This is a genomic window from Archangium sp. (assembly GCF_036388035.1).
Taxonomy (GTDB): domain Bacteria; phylum Myxococcota; class Myxococcia; order Myxococcales; family Myxococcaceae; genus Archangium.
Map to the genome: position 1 here is coordinate 1 of NZ_DASVSO010000783.1, position 15,845 is coordinate 15,845.

Consider the following 15,845-nt stretch of genomic DNA (forward strand, 5'->3'; position numbering starts at 1 on the left):
GCGCGAGGGTCATGGCGGCGAGCATCTGGGCTCCAGGGAAATGAGGCCGTGCAGGTAGCAGAGGCCCCGCGGCCCTTCTCGTTTCAGCGGAAGTAGCGCGCCGGCGTGTCACCCAGTGCGGACTTGAAGACGGCGATGAAGGACGAGACGTCCTCATAGCCGACGTCGAGCGCGACGTTGCTGACGCTCTCGCCCGCTCCCAGTCGTTCGAGCGCGGCGAGCAAGCGCAGCTGCCGCCGCCATTGTCCGAAGGTCAGTCCGGTCTCCTTGAGGAACAGGCGCGCCACGGTGCGCTCCGTCATGCCCGCCGCCGCCGCCAGCTCTCCCAGCGTTCGCGCGTCCGCCGGATTCGTGGCCAGCGCCTCCGTGATGCCCTTCAGCCTCGTATCTCGAGGAGACGGCAGGTGAAGAGGGGCGACCTTCAGCTGGGGCAGGCGATCGAGGATGACCCGGATCAACCGTTCCTCGGGGCCCCCCAGTGGATAGTCGGCCCCGAACTCCGAAGCCGCGATGAGGAGCTCATCGACCAGCCGATCGACTCCGACGACGCAGCACTCGTCCGGAAGGTGTGCCGTGCCCGGTTCCACATAGAGCGTTCGAAGCCAGAAGGCCCTGCGGGAGGAGACCTGGTGGGCGATGCCCGGCAGTATCCAGACCGCGCGCTGGGGCGGTACCACCCAGAGGCCCGCGCTCGTGCGGACCGTCAAGACGCCTTCGCTCGCGTGGATGAGCTGCGCGCGCCGGTGCCCATGCCAGGGCCCCTCGAGCGGCTCGTAACGTTCCGACAGCACGAACACCCCGCGCTCGGTCTGATCTGGGTCGATGAGTGCCATCGGTGGGAGCCTGTCCGTTTCGCCCTATCGATTGTCGGTCTGTGCCGAGACAGGCAGAGGCCCGGTTCCTATTCTTGGGTTCGTCACCGCGCAAGGGGAAGCGCTCGAACCCCCGTCGACCTGAGCTGCGCCATGTTCCGCTCGCCCATCGCCCTGGCCCTCTGGGGCGCCCTGTTCGCGGCTTCCTGCACGAAGCCCGCGCCCGCCCGGACCGGGGTCGAACCTGTCGCCCCCGGCCTCCTGGGCGCTCCGGCGGACCCGCGAGCGCTTCAACCCTTGCGCCCGCTCGGCACGCCGTCGAGCGGCGATCCCCAGGTCGCGCTCGGACGAAAGCTCTTCTTCGATCCCCGCTTGTCGGGCGATGGGAGTCGGAGCTGCGCGACCTGTCACGACCCGCGGAAGCGTTTCTCGGACGGCCGGGAGGTGGCGTTGGGCCGCGACCCGGCGCGCTCGAAGCGCAACACCCCGGCCTTGCTGAACCTGGAGTCGAGAGGCCCCTACTTCTGGGACGGGCGGGCCTCCACGCTCGAGGAGCAGGCGCTCGTCCCGCTCGCGGACCCCAACGAGATGGCGCGGGATCTCTCCACCCTCGAGCGCGAGCTGGCCACGGATCCCGAGTACGTCGCCCGATTCCAGGCAGTCTTTGGCCCCCTCGGCATCACCCGCGTCACCCTCGCGCACGCGATCGCCTCGTTCGAGCGCACCCTCGTCAGCGCCGGCTCCCGGTACGACCGTTACCTCGAAGGCGACAGAGCCGCGCTGACGGAGGAGGAGGTGCGGGGTATGCGCGTCTTCGCGGGCAAGGGCGAGTGCACCACCTGCCACGGCGGTCCATTGCTCACCGACAACGGGTTTCACAACATCGGAGTCGCTGGGGAGGATCCGGGCCGTCTCGAGGCGGGCGCCGCGCCGCGAGCGACCTTCAAGACACCGAGCCTGCGGGACGTCGCGCGCACCGCGCCCTACTTCCACGATGGTTCGGCCGCGACGCTCGAGGAGGTCATCGAGCACTACGCACGCGGCGGCGATCCGCTGGCGAAGGGCGCTCGCGACATCCACCCCGTCGATCTCTCCGCCAGCGAAAAACGCGAGCTGGCCGCCTTCCTGCGTTCGCTCGACGGCGCGGAGGCGGACATTGCTCTCACGAGTCCTTCAGGAGCCGAACCATGAGCACCTTTCATTGCACCTCCTGTGGCCGGGCGATCTTCCGGTCCGAGGACATCCTCCGGCGCGTCACCCTGTCGAACTTCGACGGACACCGCGCGGAGTGCTACGCGATTCGGGAGGCGATCGACGCGGACTCGCTCCGCCGGTACGACGTCTCCTTGCACGAGGGCTGGTACTGCTGCCGCTTCATCATGATGCGCATGGTGGTGGACAAGTTCGGGACCGGAGATGACCTGATCGTCTATTCCGATTCGGTCGTGGAGGTGGCCGACAGGCAGGCACCGCCCGCCCCGGCCTCGCGACGAAGCGTGGTCAAGCTCGGCAGGAGGGATCACAACGCGGTGATCTCAGCGCCCGCGAACCAGGACAAGCTGCTCGTCGTGAAGCACGGAGCGATCTGGTGCCCGCCCTGCCGGCATATGGATGCGATCATCTCCCGGGTGATCGAACGGAACGCCTTGCCGGATGTCCGGTTCTTCGAGCTCGACGTCGACGAGGAGCCCGAGCTCGCGGCCCGATTCAACAGCCGCGCGATCCCGTTCTTCGCCTTCTATTACGCCGGTACGCAGGTGAGGGTCGACCTTCGCGGAGCGCATGCCGTGGAGGGAGGCCTCGTCGGCGCAATCCCCGAGCAGGCGCTGGTCACCTTCTGCCGGACGTTGCACTCCAGGCTGAGTGCCTCGCGGACGGCGGCGGCAGGAGGATAGGGACCGGATCGGCTCCTTCGACCTCAAGCAGGGTGACCCCTGGGCGTTCGCGGCGTGCATCGCGGATTGCTCGACACTGATGCCCACCTGAGCTCAGGTCTCGATGGCTCCGGTAAGGACGCCGACCAGTGCGCCCTCTTCCGTGCGACCCACGATGAAGAGGGAGACCTGGCCGGAGACCTCTGTGCGACCCGGCTCGCCGAAACGGATGACCGTCAGGTCCTCCAGGTTGCGCTCCAGCACCCGCTGGAGTTGGCGCAGCCGGCGCGCTGTCTCGCGCGACGCGGGGTCCGCCGGATCCAGGTTGCCGATGATGCGGGCGAAGAACGCGTCCGCGTCCACCACTTCGAAGGGCCGTCCCGCCAGCGGCGCCAGCGGCGGGTTGTTCGGGACGAAGAGGTCCGTCCGCCCGTCGTGCTCGTCGGAAAGGAAGGAGACCACCGCTTCGGGCGTGACGTCCGTCACGCCCGCGTCCGCATCGGCGACGAAGATGAAGCGGGCATCACTCTCACTGAGGAACAGCAGGCCCTCGGTGATCCGTTCCACCTGCCGCTGAAGTCGCGCCAGCTCACGCTCCTGTCTCGGCGTGGCCACCGCCTGTTCCACGGACGTCACCGCCACGCGCTCCCCCTCCGCGGTGCTCCCACAACCCAGGGCCACCAGGGAGAACGCCAACATCCCGAGACGCTTCACTCCAGAGTGCACGAGACACCTCCACCAAGTGGAACACCGGAAGAAGGGCTGGTGACTGGCACCGCTCCCGACCATCGCGAGCCGGTGCCAGCGGAAGCCGCCTGTCCGAATCCGTAAAGAGCGGGCCGCCTCTGTTCACGTCGGAGTCCTGGCGACAACAGGCGGCGCTACCGTCATTGCCGGACAGCCATCCCGACGGGACCCCGTGATTTCGACTGAACAGCTGAACCTCCTCTGGCTCGATGCGTCTCAAGACGAGGCCCTCCTGCGCGCGCTCAGGGATTGCCTGGACACCCTCCATCGCTCCGCGCCCTATCAACACTGGCTGAAAGCCGGGAGCCGGGAGCCCTTCGCCCTCTCCAGCACCGAGGGAATGCCGGGAGTCGAAAGGCTCGAGCAGGCGGGGCTGGTCCAGCAGGGGCGCCTGGAGGTGAAGGTGAACCGGATTGGCGACAGGCTCTTCCTCACGGACGGGCCCTGGGTCTCGCATCTCATGCGCGTCTTCCCGGATCCCGACGAGGCCCTCCTGCTGCTGGACCATGCGCGCGAGCGGGGGCTGGTGGAGTGGGCCGACTGGGTCATCGACCCCTCCGCCGGTTGTGGCCACACGCCGATTGGTTTTCCGGGCCGAGCGCGGAGGATCTCCTGCGATGTGAATGCGCGGGCCGTCCTCTACGCCTCGCTCAATGCCCGCTTGAACCAGCTGGGGCCCGGTCAATTCGTGGCGCTGCTCAACGACATGAACCAGGGCCTTCCCCCGGTGCTCGAGCTCGACGGCAACGTCCTGTTCTTCGCCAACGTGCCCTTCGCGCCCTCGGCGCGCCGCGGGGACCTGGCCCTGAACTCCGCCGGCGGAAGCACGGGAGCAGACCTCCAGGTGGCCTCTTTCCAGCTCGTGCGCCGCTTCCAGCGCGAGTACCAGGTCCCGGTCCGCGCGTGCTTCCTCACCTGGACGGTAGGCTCCATGGAGCGCGATGAGTGGGAAGTCCCCCAGCTGTGCCGGGACATCTTCGCCGGGCAGCGCGTCGAGTGGGCGCTCGTCGACCACGACTACGACGGCCCCGAGCTGCCCAACCCCACCCCCATCGCCGATGCCCTGCGCCACCTCGCGTCCTCCCAGTACACGGTCGCGCCCGGTGCTTCCGGCGTTCAGCAGGCCTATGCCGAGCTCACCCAGCGGCTCGTCAGCCAAGGCCATACGCACGTCGCCTACGGAATGTTGGACCTCAACATGAGTTGAGGGCCGCTGTCGATTCATCATCACTTGGCCCCCGCCCCTGCCCGCGACGATGGACACGCTCGGAGCGCCCTCGGTAGTTTCCCGGGATGGCGCGACTTCAAGCCTCTGCCCACCTCTATCAACCGAGTGGAGATGGACTGCGCCCCCTGGGACACGCCGCGCAGGCTGACGGGGAGCCCTTCCGCTCGCAGGTGGGGGGGGCGCTCCAGCGTTGGTTCGACCCCAAGACCTACCCCTGTATTCCCGCCGTGCAGTCCCTCACCAAGCACGAGTACCTCGTGGGGCTCTACGACCGCTTCGGCCAGGGGACACACAGCCGGGAGCTGGCACTGGATCTTCTCTTCTTCCGGGAGCGGCAGAAGCAGTCCAGGTCCCTCTACCTGAGCTTCTGGGCGGTGTTCTCTCCCGAAGAGCCGCTCGGCGAGGAGGAGTTCGAGGCGCGCATGTGGCGCGAGCTGTCCTACCTCACCTCGCATGAGGACCTTCAGGCCGCGTGGGACCCGCTCTTCAGCGCGGATCCCGCGGATCCCCGCTTCTGCTTCAGCCTGGGGGGCGATGCGTTCTTCATCGTGGGGGCGCATCCGGCCAGCTCGCGGCTCGCCCGCCGCTTCCCTTTTCCGGCCATCATCTTCAACCTCTACGACCAATTCGAGGAGTTGGACCGCCGGGGTCAGTACACCGCCATCGTCAAGAAGAACCGCGAGCGGGACGTGAAGTTCCAAGGCTCGGTCAACCCCATGGTCGAGCAGTACGCGGATCGCTGGGAGTCCATCCAGTTCTCCGGCCGGGAGAACCCGCCGGACTGGAAGTGCCCCTTTCAACACGGCTTGAAGCCACCCGCGCGGGGCTCGTCGTGAAAGAGCTTCCTCCCCAGAGCGGAGTGGCCTTCACCCTTCGGCGGGGCCAGCGCCTGCGCGTGCAGGACCCCCAGGGTCACCAGGTGTCGGATCTCTTCTGCTTCAATCAGAGCGACTTTGGCGAGTGGCTGTCCTCGGGGAGATCCATCGATTACGCGGACACGCTGCTGTTGACGAAGGGGCACGTGCTCTACTCGAACCGCAGCCGGGAGATGCTGCGCATCGTCGAGGACGAGGTGGGACGCCATGATTTCCTGCTGACGCCCTGCAGCCTCGCCATGTTTCAAATCGTGGCGCGCAACGAGGAGTGGCATCCGAGCTGCCATGAGAACCTCGCGAAGAACCTGGCGCCCTTTGGCATCTCGCCAGATCAGATCGCCACCACCTTCAACATCTTCATGAATGTCGTCTTCGAGCCCTCGGGACGCATCCGCATCGAGCCCCCCGCCTCCCGCGCCGGCCAGTCCATCCTCTTCGAGGCGCGGATGGACCTGCTCGTCGGGCTCACCGCCTGCTCCCACGAAGAGACCAACCACGGTCGCTGCAAGCCCATCACCTACGAGATCCTGGGCGCGTAGGCGTGCGACGTCCAGTTGAACCACGGAGTGTTTGGACTGAGCAACGTGGTGGCCATCTCGATGGGGCGCTACCACGCGCTGGCGCTGCTGGCGGATGGCACCGTGTGGGGCTGGGGCGGCAACGGCTATGGCGAGCTCGGCACGAGCGGGAGTCCCCGCACCTACATCCCCGTGGCGGTGACGGGCCTGTCGGGCGTGGAGGCCATCGCGGCCGGCAACTCCTGGTCGCTGGCGTTGGGCTCCGATGGAACCGTCTGGAGCCTGGGCGACAACGGCGTGGGCCAGCTCGGCGATGGCACCACCGTCGCGCGCAACACCCCGGTGGCGGTGTCAGGGCTGACGGGCGCGACGAGCGTGGCGGCCCACTCGATGGCGCTGCTCTCGAACGGCACTCTGCGGGCCTGGGGGAGCAACGCCTACGGACAGCTCGGCGATGGCACCACCACCCAGCGCACCTCGCCCGTGGCGGTGTCCGGGGTGGCCAGGGCCGTGTCCGTGACGGCTGGCAACAACGACACCCTCGCGTTGCTCCCGGACGGGACCGCCCGGGGCTGGGGGCTCAACTCGTCGGGCCAGCTCGGGGATGGCACCACCAACACCTACGGCCAGCTCGGCGACGGCACGCTCACCCCGCGCTCCACGCCCGTGCTGGTGTCCGGCCTGTAGTCGAGAACCGGCTCGTGGACATTGTGGCCGAGGGCTACAACGCGGGCGTGCGGCTGAGGTGGCCAGCGGGACGCCTGCCTTGAGCAGCAGGTGGCCATGGTGTGCCGCAGGTCGTGGAAGCGCAGCGGCGAGGGAACGCCTAGTTCCCCGGTGGCTGCGGAACCCTCTTCCTTGACGCTCCAATCGCCCCAGATGCGGCGGCCCGCAGGAGGCGGCGGAAAGTGGGGCATTCCCTGTGGCTCGGCGCGGGGCAGGCAGCGGCGTGCCGTAGGCCGTCGCGCAGGGCGCTGAGTTTGCGGATCCTCCTGTCCAGTTCCTCCGCCTTGGCCACGAGCATCTGTCGGTCGATGCGCGGCCGCCCGTCCGGCGCGAATATCCGCGCGATCTCATCGAGCGAGAAGCCGGTGGCGCGCCCCAGCGCGATCAGTGCCAGCCGTTCCAACACGCCGGGATCGAACAGACGGCGCAGGCCCCGCCTACCGATAGAGGCGATCAGCCCCTTTTCCTCATAGAACCGCAGCGTCGAGGCAGGAACGCCGGACCGCCGCGCCACCTCGGTGATGTCCAGGTCTCTCACCCTCTTGACCTCAAGTCGACTTGAAGTGGCACCGTACGGCTTTCGATTCTTGAAGGCACGCAAAAGGAGACGACCATGACTGGCTCGCGCCAGACCGATGACCAGCAGACGTCGCTTTGGAATGGCCTCGCCGGACGCGCCTGGGTCGAGGCTCAGGAGTTGCTCGATCAGATGTTCAAGCCGCTTGAAGACCTGCTCGTCGAAGCAGTCTGCGTCGGCTCCGGGCGCCAGGTGCTCGACGTCGGCTGCGGTACGGGCAGTACAACGCTCGCCGTCGCGCGGCGGCTCGGCGCGAAGGGCCGCTGCATCGGCATCGACATTTCGGAGCCGATGCTCACCGCCGCCCGGGCCCGCGCCGAACGGGAAAGCACGCCGGCAAGCTTCATCCGCGCCAACGCACAAGACCACGCCTTCGAGCCCGCGAGCATCGACATGATCATTTCGCGCTTCGGCGTCATGTTCTTCGATGACTCCGTTCAGGCCTTTACGAACCTGAGGCGTGCCGCGAAGGACGACGCCGAATTGCGGTTCGTTGCCTGGCGGAGTCCTTCGGAAAATCCGTTCATGACGACGGCCGAGCGCGCCGCGGCACCGCTCCTGCCGAACCTCCCCGCCCGCAGGCCGGACGCGCCAGGGCAGTTCGCCTTCGCGGACCAGCGCCGGGTCTACCGCATTCTGGAGGAAAGCGGCTGGGCCGAGATCGACCTCCGGCCGATCGATGTGGCCTGCACCCTGCCCGAGAAGGAGTTGGTCCGTTACCTGACCCGGCTCGGTCCCCTCGGACTGATTCTTCACGAGGCGGACGACCGGACTCGCACCCAGGTCATTGAAACGGTCCGCGCCGCTTTTGATTCCTATGTGCACGGAGCGGAAGTCCGCTTTACCGCTGCCTGCTGGATGGTCGGCGCCCGAGCGCCGTCTGCGCCAGTTTGACACCCTCTCGAGGTCACTCCGTGGCGGAGATCAACGACCCTGACACAAGGGGAGCGTGACCCTGTACTCCCCGGCTCACCCCGGATTGCCCCCATTGCCTAGCGCGCGCTTCAGCAGCCGGTACTCGGACTTGGGCATCAGCGCCATCAGGCCCTTCGGCAACTTCCACTCCGCGCTGTACATGTCGTGGAAGCCGCGGTGCACGGCGACGAACCGCTTCTGGCTCCACCGGTTGTACTCACTGATGACAGTCTCGCACTTGCCACAACTCCCCTTGTCAATCCCGATGTAGACCGGCCGGTAATCCTGGTTCTGGGGAAGTGGCACGACGGAGTGCAAGTACTCCAGCACCCGCAGCTCCGCGTGGACGTTGCGCCGGGGGCTGATGCCGCAGTTGAAGGCGGTGTCCTGGCTCCACGTGACCTGGCTCTCGTCGAGGGTAAACCGCGCGCCACCCCGCCAGTCCAGGCAGATGACGGCGGTGACGCCCTTCGTCATGTCCCCCAAACCGAGGTGCTTGCTCAGGAAGCTCACGTTGTTGGGGAGGTTGTTGTTCTCCGCCACAATCAGCGTGCTACTCCCACGGGCCATTGCGAAGCAGGTTCCGCCCTGCTCGTCCTTGAGGGATTCACAGACCCGGTCCAGTTCCTTCCAGTAGTAACTGCCATACTGATGGATGGTGTCGTCATCGCCCTTGCCCTGAACGGGGTTGTGCAGCAGCTCTTTTTTGAGAATCAAGCGGCCAAGGTGTGTCTGGTACTCCTTGGGGATGCTCTTGAACTCGCGACTCGGCGCTTGCCCTTGGAGGTAGCGCTGCAGGTAACAGTTCAGGCACCACTTGTCCGTCTTCGACAACTCCACCACCTGCTCCGCGGAGTTCGCGTGTTTGCATCCCATCGAGCTCCCCCTTTCGTCTCGCGACTGCCCACACTGAGGCCGCGCTTCGGCCAATGCGAGCATACCACCTCCTGGAGAGGTGGCGCCTTGGCGTGGGCATGTTGCCGGAGGTCGTCGCGCGCCTCTTCGAACCGTTCTTCACCACACGGCCGGCGAACACGGGGTTGGGGCTGTCCGTCCGTCATGCCATCGTGACAACGAGCCTGGGGGGGTCGTTGCGCGCGGAGAGCCGCGAGGGCGTGGGCTTCATGCTCACCGTCATCCTCCCCAGCCACTCTTGAGCTGTTGAAGACGACGTCGTCTCCCTCCACACCGAGCAGCACCACCCCTCGAGGTCCACCGCATGAAGAGAATCTCCACGCGCCTGTTCCTGGCGCTGTGTCTGGCGCTGCTCGCGAGTTGCTCCGCCGCTCCCCCGGCTTCCGGCTCGGCCTCGTTCTCCGTCTCCGTGCCCCAGGCGCTCGCCGCCACCATCTCGCGCGTCTCCGTCACCGCCAGCGCCTTGGACTTCGCATCCATTACCGGCGAGCTGGCCTCCTCCGACGGGACCTGGAGCGGCACGCTCGACAACCTCCCCGCGGGCTCCAATCGCACCTTCCTCGCCAAGGCCTTCGACGCCTCCGGCACCGTGCTCTTCCAGGGCTCCGCGAGTCGCGTTTCCATCTCCCCCGGGCAGACGGCCCTCGTCTCCATCACCCTTCAACAGGTCACCGCTCCGCCGCCCTTCACGAACGCGGCCCCGGTCATCGGCTCCCTGGTGGCCCCTTCCGCTTCCTTGCTCACGGGCGACACCCTGTCCCTGGTCGCCACCGCGCACGACCCCAATTCCGGCGACACCTTCACCTCCGCCTGGACCGCCACCGGGGGCACCTTCTCCTCCACCACCGCGACCTCCACCACGTGGACGGCACCCGCCACCGCTGGCCTTCACACCCTGACCTTCACCGTCACCGACGCCAAGGGCCTCTCCGCCGTCGCCTCCCTGGCCGTCAACGTCCTTTCGAGCAACCCCCGCATCACCTTCTCCTCCCGCTCCTCGAACACGGCCACGCCGGGGCAGGTGCTCACCTATGAGGTGGAGGCCAGCGACCCCAGGGGCACCGCGCTCTCCTTCGCCTGGAGCGCCAACCTGGGCTCGCCCGGCACCGCGACCACCGACGCGACCCACAGCCGCCTCACCTGGACGGCCCCCTCCTGTGTCCCCGAGAGCCCCGCCCCCGCCATCACCGTCACCGTCACCAATTCCTTCAATCAGACGGCCACCCAGAGCTTCACGGTGAGGCGGCTGCCTTTCTGCCTCTCCCCGGATTGGCGCGAGACGGGCTCCCTGGCCTCGGCGCGCTACAACCACACGGCGACGCCGCTGCTCGACGGCAGGGTGCTCGTCGCGGGGGGAATCGGCAACAGGTACGCCGCGGAGGCGGAGGTGTACGACCCGGCCTCGGGCACCTGGAGCACGACGGGCGCCCTGGCCTCGCCTCGCATCGACCACACGGCGACGCGGCTGCCCGATGGCACGGTGCTCATCGTGGGGGGCTCCAACGGCAACGTGTGGCCGGAACCCTTCTTCGCGTCGGCGGAGGTGTACGACCCGACCTCGGGCACCTGGCGCACGACAGGCGCCATGAGCGCGCCTCGCGCCCGGCACGCGGCGGCGCCGCTGCCCGACGGCAAGGTGCTCGTCTCGGGGGGATACGGAAATGGCTTCAAGTCCACGGCGGAGGTGTACGACCCGGCCACCGGCTCCTGGCGCGCGACGGGCTCCATGACCTCGGTTCGCTACGACCACACGGCGACGCCGCTGCCGGGCGGCAAGGTGCTCGTCGCGGGGGGACAAAACGGTAGCGGCGCCTACGTCCCGATGGCGGAGGTGTACGACCCGGCCACGGGCACCTGGAGCGCGACAGGCACCATGCTCTCGCCTCGCTACCATCACACGGCGACGCCGCTGCCGGGCGGCAAGGTGCTCGTCGTGGGGGGAGAAGGCGCTGGCGGAAGACTCGCGTCGGCGGAGGTGTACGACCCGGCCACGGGCACCTGGAGCGCCGCCGCCTCCATGGCCACGCCTCGCACCTCGCATGCGACGACGCTGCTGGCCAATGGCAAGGTCTTCGTCCCGGGAGGCTTCAGCAGTGAGTGGCTCGCGAAAGCGGAGGTGTACGACCCGGCCTCGAATACCTGGAGCGCCGTCGGCGTCATGACCTGGCCTCGCGTCTGGCACACGGCGACGCGGCTGCCCGACGGCAGGGTGCTCGTCGCGGGAGGCCACAACGAGGGCGACACCCTCTCGTCGGCGGCGTTGTACGTGCCCTGAGCCCCGTGAGTCATTGGGTTCCCAGTCAGCTCAACTACTCCATTTCGAGGACTGCCTCATGAACAGAATCTCCACGCCGCTGTGTCTGGCGCTGTGTCTGGCGATGCTCGCGGGCTGCCCTTCCCGGCCGCCCAGCGCGCCGACCGGCTCGGCCCAGCTCACCGTCTCCGTCCCCCAGGGCCTCGGCGCCTCCGTCTCCCGCGTCACCGTCACCGCCAGCGCCGAGGACTTCTCCCCCGTCTCCGCCGAGCTCCATTCCATCGACGGAGTCTGGGGCGGCACGCTCGACAACCTCCCCGCGGGCTCCCAGCGCACCTTCCTCGCCAAGGCCTTCGACGCCTCCGGCACCCCACTTCTCGAGGGCTCCGCGTCGGGCGTCACCATCACCGAGGAGGAGATGTCCCTCGTGGCCATCACCCTCCAGCGAGTCGAGCAGCCCTCGGGCTCGCAGAACGCGCCCCCGGTCATCGACTCCCTGGTGGCCCCCTCCACCTCCGTGCCCCTGGGCGGCTCGCTCTCCCTGGTCGCCACCGCGCACGACCCCAACCCCGGCGACACCCTCTCCTACGCGTGGACCGCCACCGCGGGCTCCTTCTCCTCGACCACCGCGGCCTCCACCGTGTGGACGGCGCCTGTCTCCACCGTCCCTCAAACCGTCACAGTCACCGTCACCGACTCCCACGGCGCCTCCGCCTCCGCATCCCTGACCCTCACCGTCACCCCGAGCGCGACGCGGGGCAGTGCGCAGGTCACCGTCTCGTTCAACAGCTTTCCCCAGGTCTCCTCCGTCCTGGCCACCGTCTCCCGGTTGGACCTCTACCAGGCGACGTCCGTCTCCGCCTCCGCCACGGATGGAGATGGAGACAGCCTCACCTACGCCTGGACGACGACCTGCCCGGGCAGCTTCCAGCGGGCCTCCTCCAGCACCACAAACTTCACCCCCTACGCCCGGCCCACCGCGGCCTGCGACAACTGCAACCTCACCGTCACGGTTTCCGACGGGCGCGGGGGGAAGAGCACCGGCAGCGTGAACCTGTGCGTCATCGCCGCGTCGGAGGCCCGGCACTTCCCTCCCACCCTCCTCACCGCCTCCCGCTCCGGGGACATGACCAAGGCCTCCTCGGTGTTCACCTTCGAGGTGGTGGCCAGCGACCCCCAGGGCTCCTGGCTCTCGTTCTCCTGGGCGGCCAATAGCGGCTACCTGGAGTACCCCTCCTACGCAAACGGCATCGGCCGCGTCGGCTGGAGGGCCCCCGCCTGTTTCCGCCCGAGCCAGCCTCCGCTCATCTTCGCCACCGTCACCAACGGCTCCGACCTGACGGTCACCCAGCGCTTCGAGATGCGGGATCTGCCCGTCCGGACCTGTGCCTCGGAGTGGAGCCCGACGGACGCCATGACCGGGGAGCGCGTCCACCACGCGATGGCGGCACTGCCGAGTGGCAAGGTGCTCGTCTCCGGGGGATACAGATGGAGCCGCAACATCAACACGGCGGAGGTGTACGACTCGGCCACGGGCATCTGGAGCACGACGAGCCCCATGGCCTCGTCCCGCTACCACCACACGGCGACGCCGCTGCCCAACGGCAAGGTGCTCGTCTCCGGGGGACGAAACGAACTCAGCTCCTTCGCGACAGCGGAGGAGTACGACCCGGCCACGGGCACCTGGAGCGCGACGGGCTCCATGGTCTCGCCGCGCCATGCGCACACGGCGACACCCCTGCCGGGTGGCAAGGTCCTCATCGCGGGGGGACAGCGCGATTACTCCTCCCTCACGACGACGGAAGTGTACGACCCGGCCACGGGCACCTGGCGCGAGACGGGCTCCCTGTCCTCGCCTCGCCTCGAGCACACGGCGACACCGCTGCCCGACGGCAAGGTGCTCCTCGTGGGGGGACAAGCCAGTGGCGCCCGTCTCGCGACGGTGGAGGTGTACGACCCGGCCACGAGCACCTGGCGCGCGGCCGCCTCCCTGGCCTCGCCTCGCCACCGCCACACGGCGACGCTGCTGCCCAATGGCAAGGTGCTCGTCGTGGGGGGATTCGGCTCCGGTGGCCAGCTCGCGACGGCGGAGGTGTACGACCCGGCCTCGGACTCCTGGAGCACGACCAGCCCCATGGCCTCGCCTCGCTCCGAGCACACGGCGACGCTGCTGCCCAACGGCAAGGTGCTCGTCGCGGGAGGAGCCTCCTTCCCGTCATCGGAGGTGTACGACCCGGCCTCGGGCGCCTGGAGTGCCTCGGTCTACATGTCCACGTCTCGCTCCGAGCACACGGCGACGCCGCTGCCCGACGGCACGGTGCTCGTCGCGGGGGGAAGCTCCAGCGGCAGCTCTCTCACGGCGGCGGAGTTGTACGTGCCCTGAATCCCGGCGAAGAGAGGCCCGCTTCGACCTGCGCGCGCGGTGCGCGCAGCCGGTGGGCCCTCAATAGTCGAAGCCGAAGGCGAAGCGCTTCCAGTCGAGCTCTTGCAGTTGCTCCACCACCGAGGGAGCGATAGGGAACGCGAACTCGTCCTGGAACCAGACCACGACGAGCTGCGAGATGTCCTTCGTGGGATCGCTGGCGGGTTCTTGCGCCAGGAACCGGCCGATGCAGGCCACGCCAGGGAGGAGCTCGGCTGGACTCCGTCGGGCGAACTTGGGCCGCGGGTCGTCCCCGATGGGTCGTGCCGGCGGAGCAATGAGGTAGGGCTCGCACCCGTCGAGCAGCTCGCGCGCCTTCGCCATGAGACGCTTGATGCGGTCCTGGTTCGTCTCCCGTGTCGGCACCCCCGCCATCATGCCCTCGTACGCCAGCGACTGATTGAGGGCCCGCAGATGAAGGGTCTGACCTGTTTTCAGGTGCAGCGTGTTCTTGTGCGTCACAGCTCCTCCCAGGCGTGAGCGCGGCAGTGTACTCGGCAGCCCCCTCCGCTCCATCCCTCACCCTCAACAGCACGGACGACTGGCGGGGTCTTAGCGGGGGAGCGAGGCCACGATACGCGGCAGCAGCTCCTCCGCCCGCTCCGCCACGACCTGGACTCGAGGAGCGGGCTGATGGCCGGCGGGGTCGATGCTGAAGACCTGTGCGCCGTGCTTCAATCCGAGCTCGGTGGCCAATGCGGTGATTCCGACGGAAAAGGAGGTTCCGATGAAGACAACCAGACCGCTGCGCTTCGCCCGTTGGCGCACGAGGTCGAACTGATACGTCTCGTGCTCCGTGTAGAGCTCGTCGAACCACAGGACGTGAGGCCGCAGCTTGCTGCGACAGAGGGGGCAGCGTGGCACGGACTCCGGACTCGGGTCGGCATGGAGCGGCCCGAAATCCACCGCCGCCATCGGCAGCGTGCCGCGCGGCGGGCCATGGGCGCAGCCGCGACGCGTACACCGCGCCTGGTCCAGACTCCCGTGGACCTTCACCAGGGCGCGGCTGCCCGCCTGCTCATGCAGCGTATCGACGTTCTGGGTGACGAGGAGGAACTCGCGGCCCTGCTGCTGTTGCCAGCGCTCCCAGTCGGCGAGGGCGAGGTGCGCCTCGTTGGGTCTTGCTCCGCGCGCCCGCTCGAAGCGCTTGAGGTACCACAGCCAGGACTCGTGGGGCTCCTTCTTGAAGAAGGCATGGGTGCCCTTCTCCGTCACGTCGTTCGCCCAGACCGCGCCGGGGTCCGTCCCACGGAACGTGGGAATGCCGCTCGCCAGACTCACCCCCGCGCCGGTGATGACAAGGGTGGTCTCTCCGACCGGACCACTCACCGCATCGAGGAACTCCTGGAAACCTGCCGCTGTTTGCATGAATACGCTCTCTGCCTTCGAGACGTTTCGAGTCCGTTGAAACTGACCGGACGTGCGCCAGGGAGACGCTGAACGAGCCGCGTTTCCCGTTCACCGCGAAGCCTATCCGCAGCAGTGCTTGAACTTCTAGCAGACGCATACGTACCTGCATGCGGCGACGCTCGCTGCGCTACGCGGCGAGCCTACGCTCCGCTGAGGTCGCCGACCCTGAAGAACTCCTCTCAATGACCCCGCCTCCAATGCGTCACAGTGTCGATTTTCGTAGTACTCTTTCGGATTAACCGTGCGCTCCCCTGAACACAGTCTCCACCCTTCGAAAGGAACATCGCAATGGCGAAGGTTATCGCAATCATGTCCATGTCGCTCGACGGCTTCGTCGCCGACCCCGCCGACGGCGTGGGGGAAGTGTTCGACTGGTACTTCAACTCGGGCGACGTTGAGATCAACAGCGGCGGGTCGGACCCGATGACGTTCAAGGTTTCGGGGCCGAGCGCCGAGCACCTACGCGGTCTCACGTCCGGACTCGGCGCCTTGCTCACCGGCCGCCGCACCTTCGACAAGGCCGAAGGCTGGGGCGGGAATCACGCCTGGGGGCCGGCGGTCGTTTTGACCCA

The 15,845-nt window shown here is 67.9% G+C and carries 16 protein-coding genes and 1 pseudogene; 11 read left to right on the plus strand and 6 right to left on the minus strand.

Annotation, left to right across the window (positions count from 1 at the left end; genetic code table 11):
• Positions 1-83 precede the first annotated feature (83 nt).
• Positions 84-833, minus strand: a complete 750-nt coding sequence (locus tag VF697_RS32325) for an AraC family transcriptional regulator (RefSeq protein WP_331100992.1) — start codon at positions 831-833, stop codon at positions 84-86.
• 132 nt (positions 834-965) lie between these two features.
• On the opposite strand from VF697_RS32325, the gene VF697_RS32330 reads away from it, so the two are divergent.
• Positions 966-2,003, plus strand: coding sequence for a cytochrome-c peroxidase (locus VF697_RS32330; RefSeq protein WP_331100994.1), 1,038 nt, complete (start codon positions 966-968; stop codon positions 2,001-2,003).
• Positions 2,000-2,707 carry a thioredoxin family protein gene (locus VF697_RS32335; RefSeq protein ID WP_331100996.1) on the plus strand — a complete coding sequence of 236 codons (708 nt, stop codon included), beginning with the start codon at positions 2,000-2,002 and terminating at the stop codon, positions 2,705-2,707. The genes VF697_RS32330 and VF697_RS32335 overlap by 4 nt, the downstream gene beginning before the upstream one ends.
• Positions 2,708-2,800: 93 nt before the next feature.
• Here VF697_RS32335 and VF697_RS32340 read toward each other — a convergent pair whose 3' ends face one another.
• Positions 2,801-3,385, minus strand: a complete 585-nt coding sequence (locus tag VF697_RS32340) for a nuclease A inhibitor family protein (protein WP_331100998.1) — start codon at positions 3,383-3,385, stop codon at positions 2,801-2,803.
• 220 nt (positions 3,386-3,605) lie between these two features.
• On the opposite strand from VF697_RS32340, the gene VF697_RS32345 reads away from it, so the two are divergent.
• The 4 genes from VF697_RS32345 to VF697_RS32360 all read left to right on the plus strand — a co-directional run bounded on the left by VF697_RS32345 (position 3,606) and on the right by VF697_RS32360 (position 6,741).
• On the plus strand, positions 3,606-4,640 hold the full coding sequence (locus tag VF697_RS32345; RefSeq protein ID WP_331101000.1) for a hypothetical protein: 1,035 nt from the start codon (positions 3,606-3,608) through the stop codon (positions 4,638-4,640).
• A gap of 86 nt (positions 4,641-4,726) precedes the next feature.
• Positions 4,727-5,497 (plus strand): guanitoxin biosynthesis heme-dependent pre-guanitoxin N-hydroxylase GntA, encoded by a 771-nt coding sequence (gene gntA / locus VF697_RS32350; protein WP_331101002.1) that lies wholly within the window; start codon positions 4,727-4,729, stop codon positions 5,495-5,497.
• Entirely contained in the window at positions 5,494-6,075 is a 582-nt protein-coding gene (locus tag VF697_RS32355) for an urea carboxylase-associated family protein (protein ID WP_331101005.1), read from the plus strand. Before gntA ends, VF697_RS32355 begins: the two co-directional genes overlap by 4 nt.
• Positions 6,076-6,102: 27 nt before the next feature.
• Positions 6,103-6,741 (plus strand): hypothetical protein, encoded by a 639-nt coding sequence (locus VF697_RS32360; protein WP_331101007.1) that lies wholly within the window; start codon positions 6,103-6,105, stop codon positions 6,739-6,741.
• Positions 6,742-6,880: 139 nt separating this feature from the next.
• Here the strand turns inward: VF697_RS32360 and VF697_RS32365 are convergent, their stop codons facing one another.
• A complete protein-coding gene (locus tag VF697_RS32365) occupies positions 6,881-7,318 on the minus strand; it encodes a helix-turn-helix domain-containing protein (RefSeq protein ID WP_331101009.1) in 438 nt (145 codons plus the stop codon).
• A gap of 75 nt (positions 7,319-7,393) precedes the next feature.
• Here VF697_RS32365 and VF697_RS32370 point away from each other — a divergent pair, with 75 nt between their 5' ends.
• On the plus strand, positions 7,394-8,251 hold the full coding sequence (locus tag VF697_RS32370) for a class I SAM-dependent methyltransferase (protein ID WP_331101010.1): 858 nt from the start codon (positions 7,394-7,396) through the stop codon (positions 8,249-8,251).
• Positions 8,252-8,326: 75 nt separating this feature from the next.
• On the opposite strand, the gene VF697_RS32375 is transcribed toward VF697_RS32370, so the two are convergent.
• A complete protein-coding gene (locus VF697_RS32375) occupies positions 8,327-9,148 on the minus strand; it encodes a hypothetical protein (RefSeq protein WP_331101012.1) in 822 nt (273 codons plus the stop codon).
• 98 nt (positions 9,149-9,246) lie between these two features.
• On the opposite strand from VF697_RS32375, the gene VF697_RS32380 reads away from it, so the two are divergent.
• From VF697_RS32380 to VF697_RS32390, 3 genes are all read left to right on the plus strand, one after another.
• The gene (locus VF697_RS32380; RefSeq protein ID WP_331101021.1) at positions 9,247-9,429 is read left to right on the plus strand and encodes an ATP-binding protein; all 183 of its coding nucleotides are present in this window, start codon (positions 9,247-9,249) and stop codon (positions 9,427-9,429) included.
• Between the two features lie 62 nt (positions 9,430-9,491).
• On the plus strand, positions 9,492-11,462 hold the full coding sequence (locus VF697_RS32385; protein ID WP_331101014.1) for a kelch repeat-containing protein: 1,971 nt from the start codon (positions 9,492-9,494) through the stop codon (positions 11,460-11,462).
• 58 nt (positions 11,463-11,520) lie between these two features.
• Complete coding sequence (locus VF697_RS32390) at positions 11,521-13,824, plus strand: Kelch repeat-containing protein (RefSeq protein ID WP_331101016.1); 2,304 nt, start codon at positions 11,521-11,523, stop codon at positions 13,822-13,824.
• Positions 13,825-13,884: 60 nt separating this feature from the next.
• Here VF697_RS32390 and VF697_RS32395 read toward each other — a convergent pair whose 3' ends face one another.
• Both VF697_RS32395 and VF697_RS32400 read right to left on the minus strand, forming a co-directional pair.
• Positions 13,885-14,325 carry a hypothetical protein gene (locus VF697_RS32395; RefSeq protein WP_331101018.1) on the minus strand — a complete coding sequence of 147 codons (441 nt, stop codon included), beginning with the start codon at positions 14,323-14,325 and terminating at the stop codon, positions 13,885-13,887.
• Positions 14,326-14,415: 90 nt separating this feature from the next.
• A complete protein-coding gene (locus VF697_RS32400) occupies positions 14,416-15,231 on the minus strand; it encodes an SIR2 family NAD-dependent protein deacylase (protein ID WP_331101019.1) in 816 nt (271 codons plus the stop codon).
• A gap of 330 nt (positions 15,232-15,561) precedes the next feature.
• Here VF697_RS32400 and VF697_RS32405 point away from each other — a divergent pair.
• A pseudogene (locus VF697_RS32405) lies at positions 15,562-15,845 on the plus strand (dihydrofolate reductase); the annotation flags it as partial.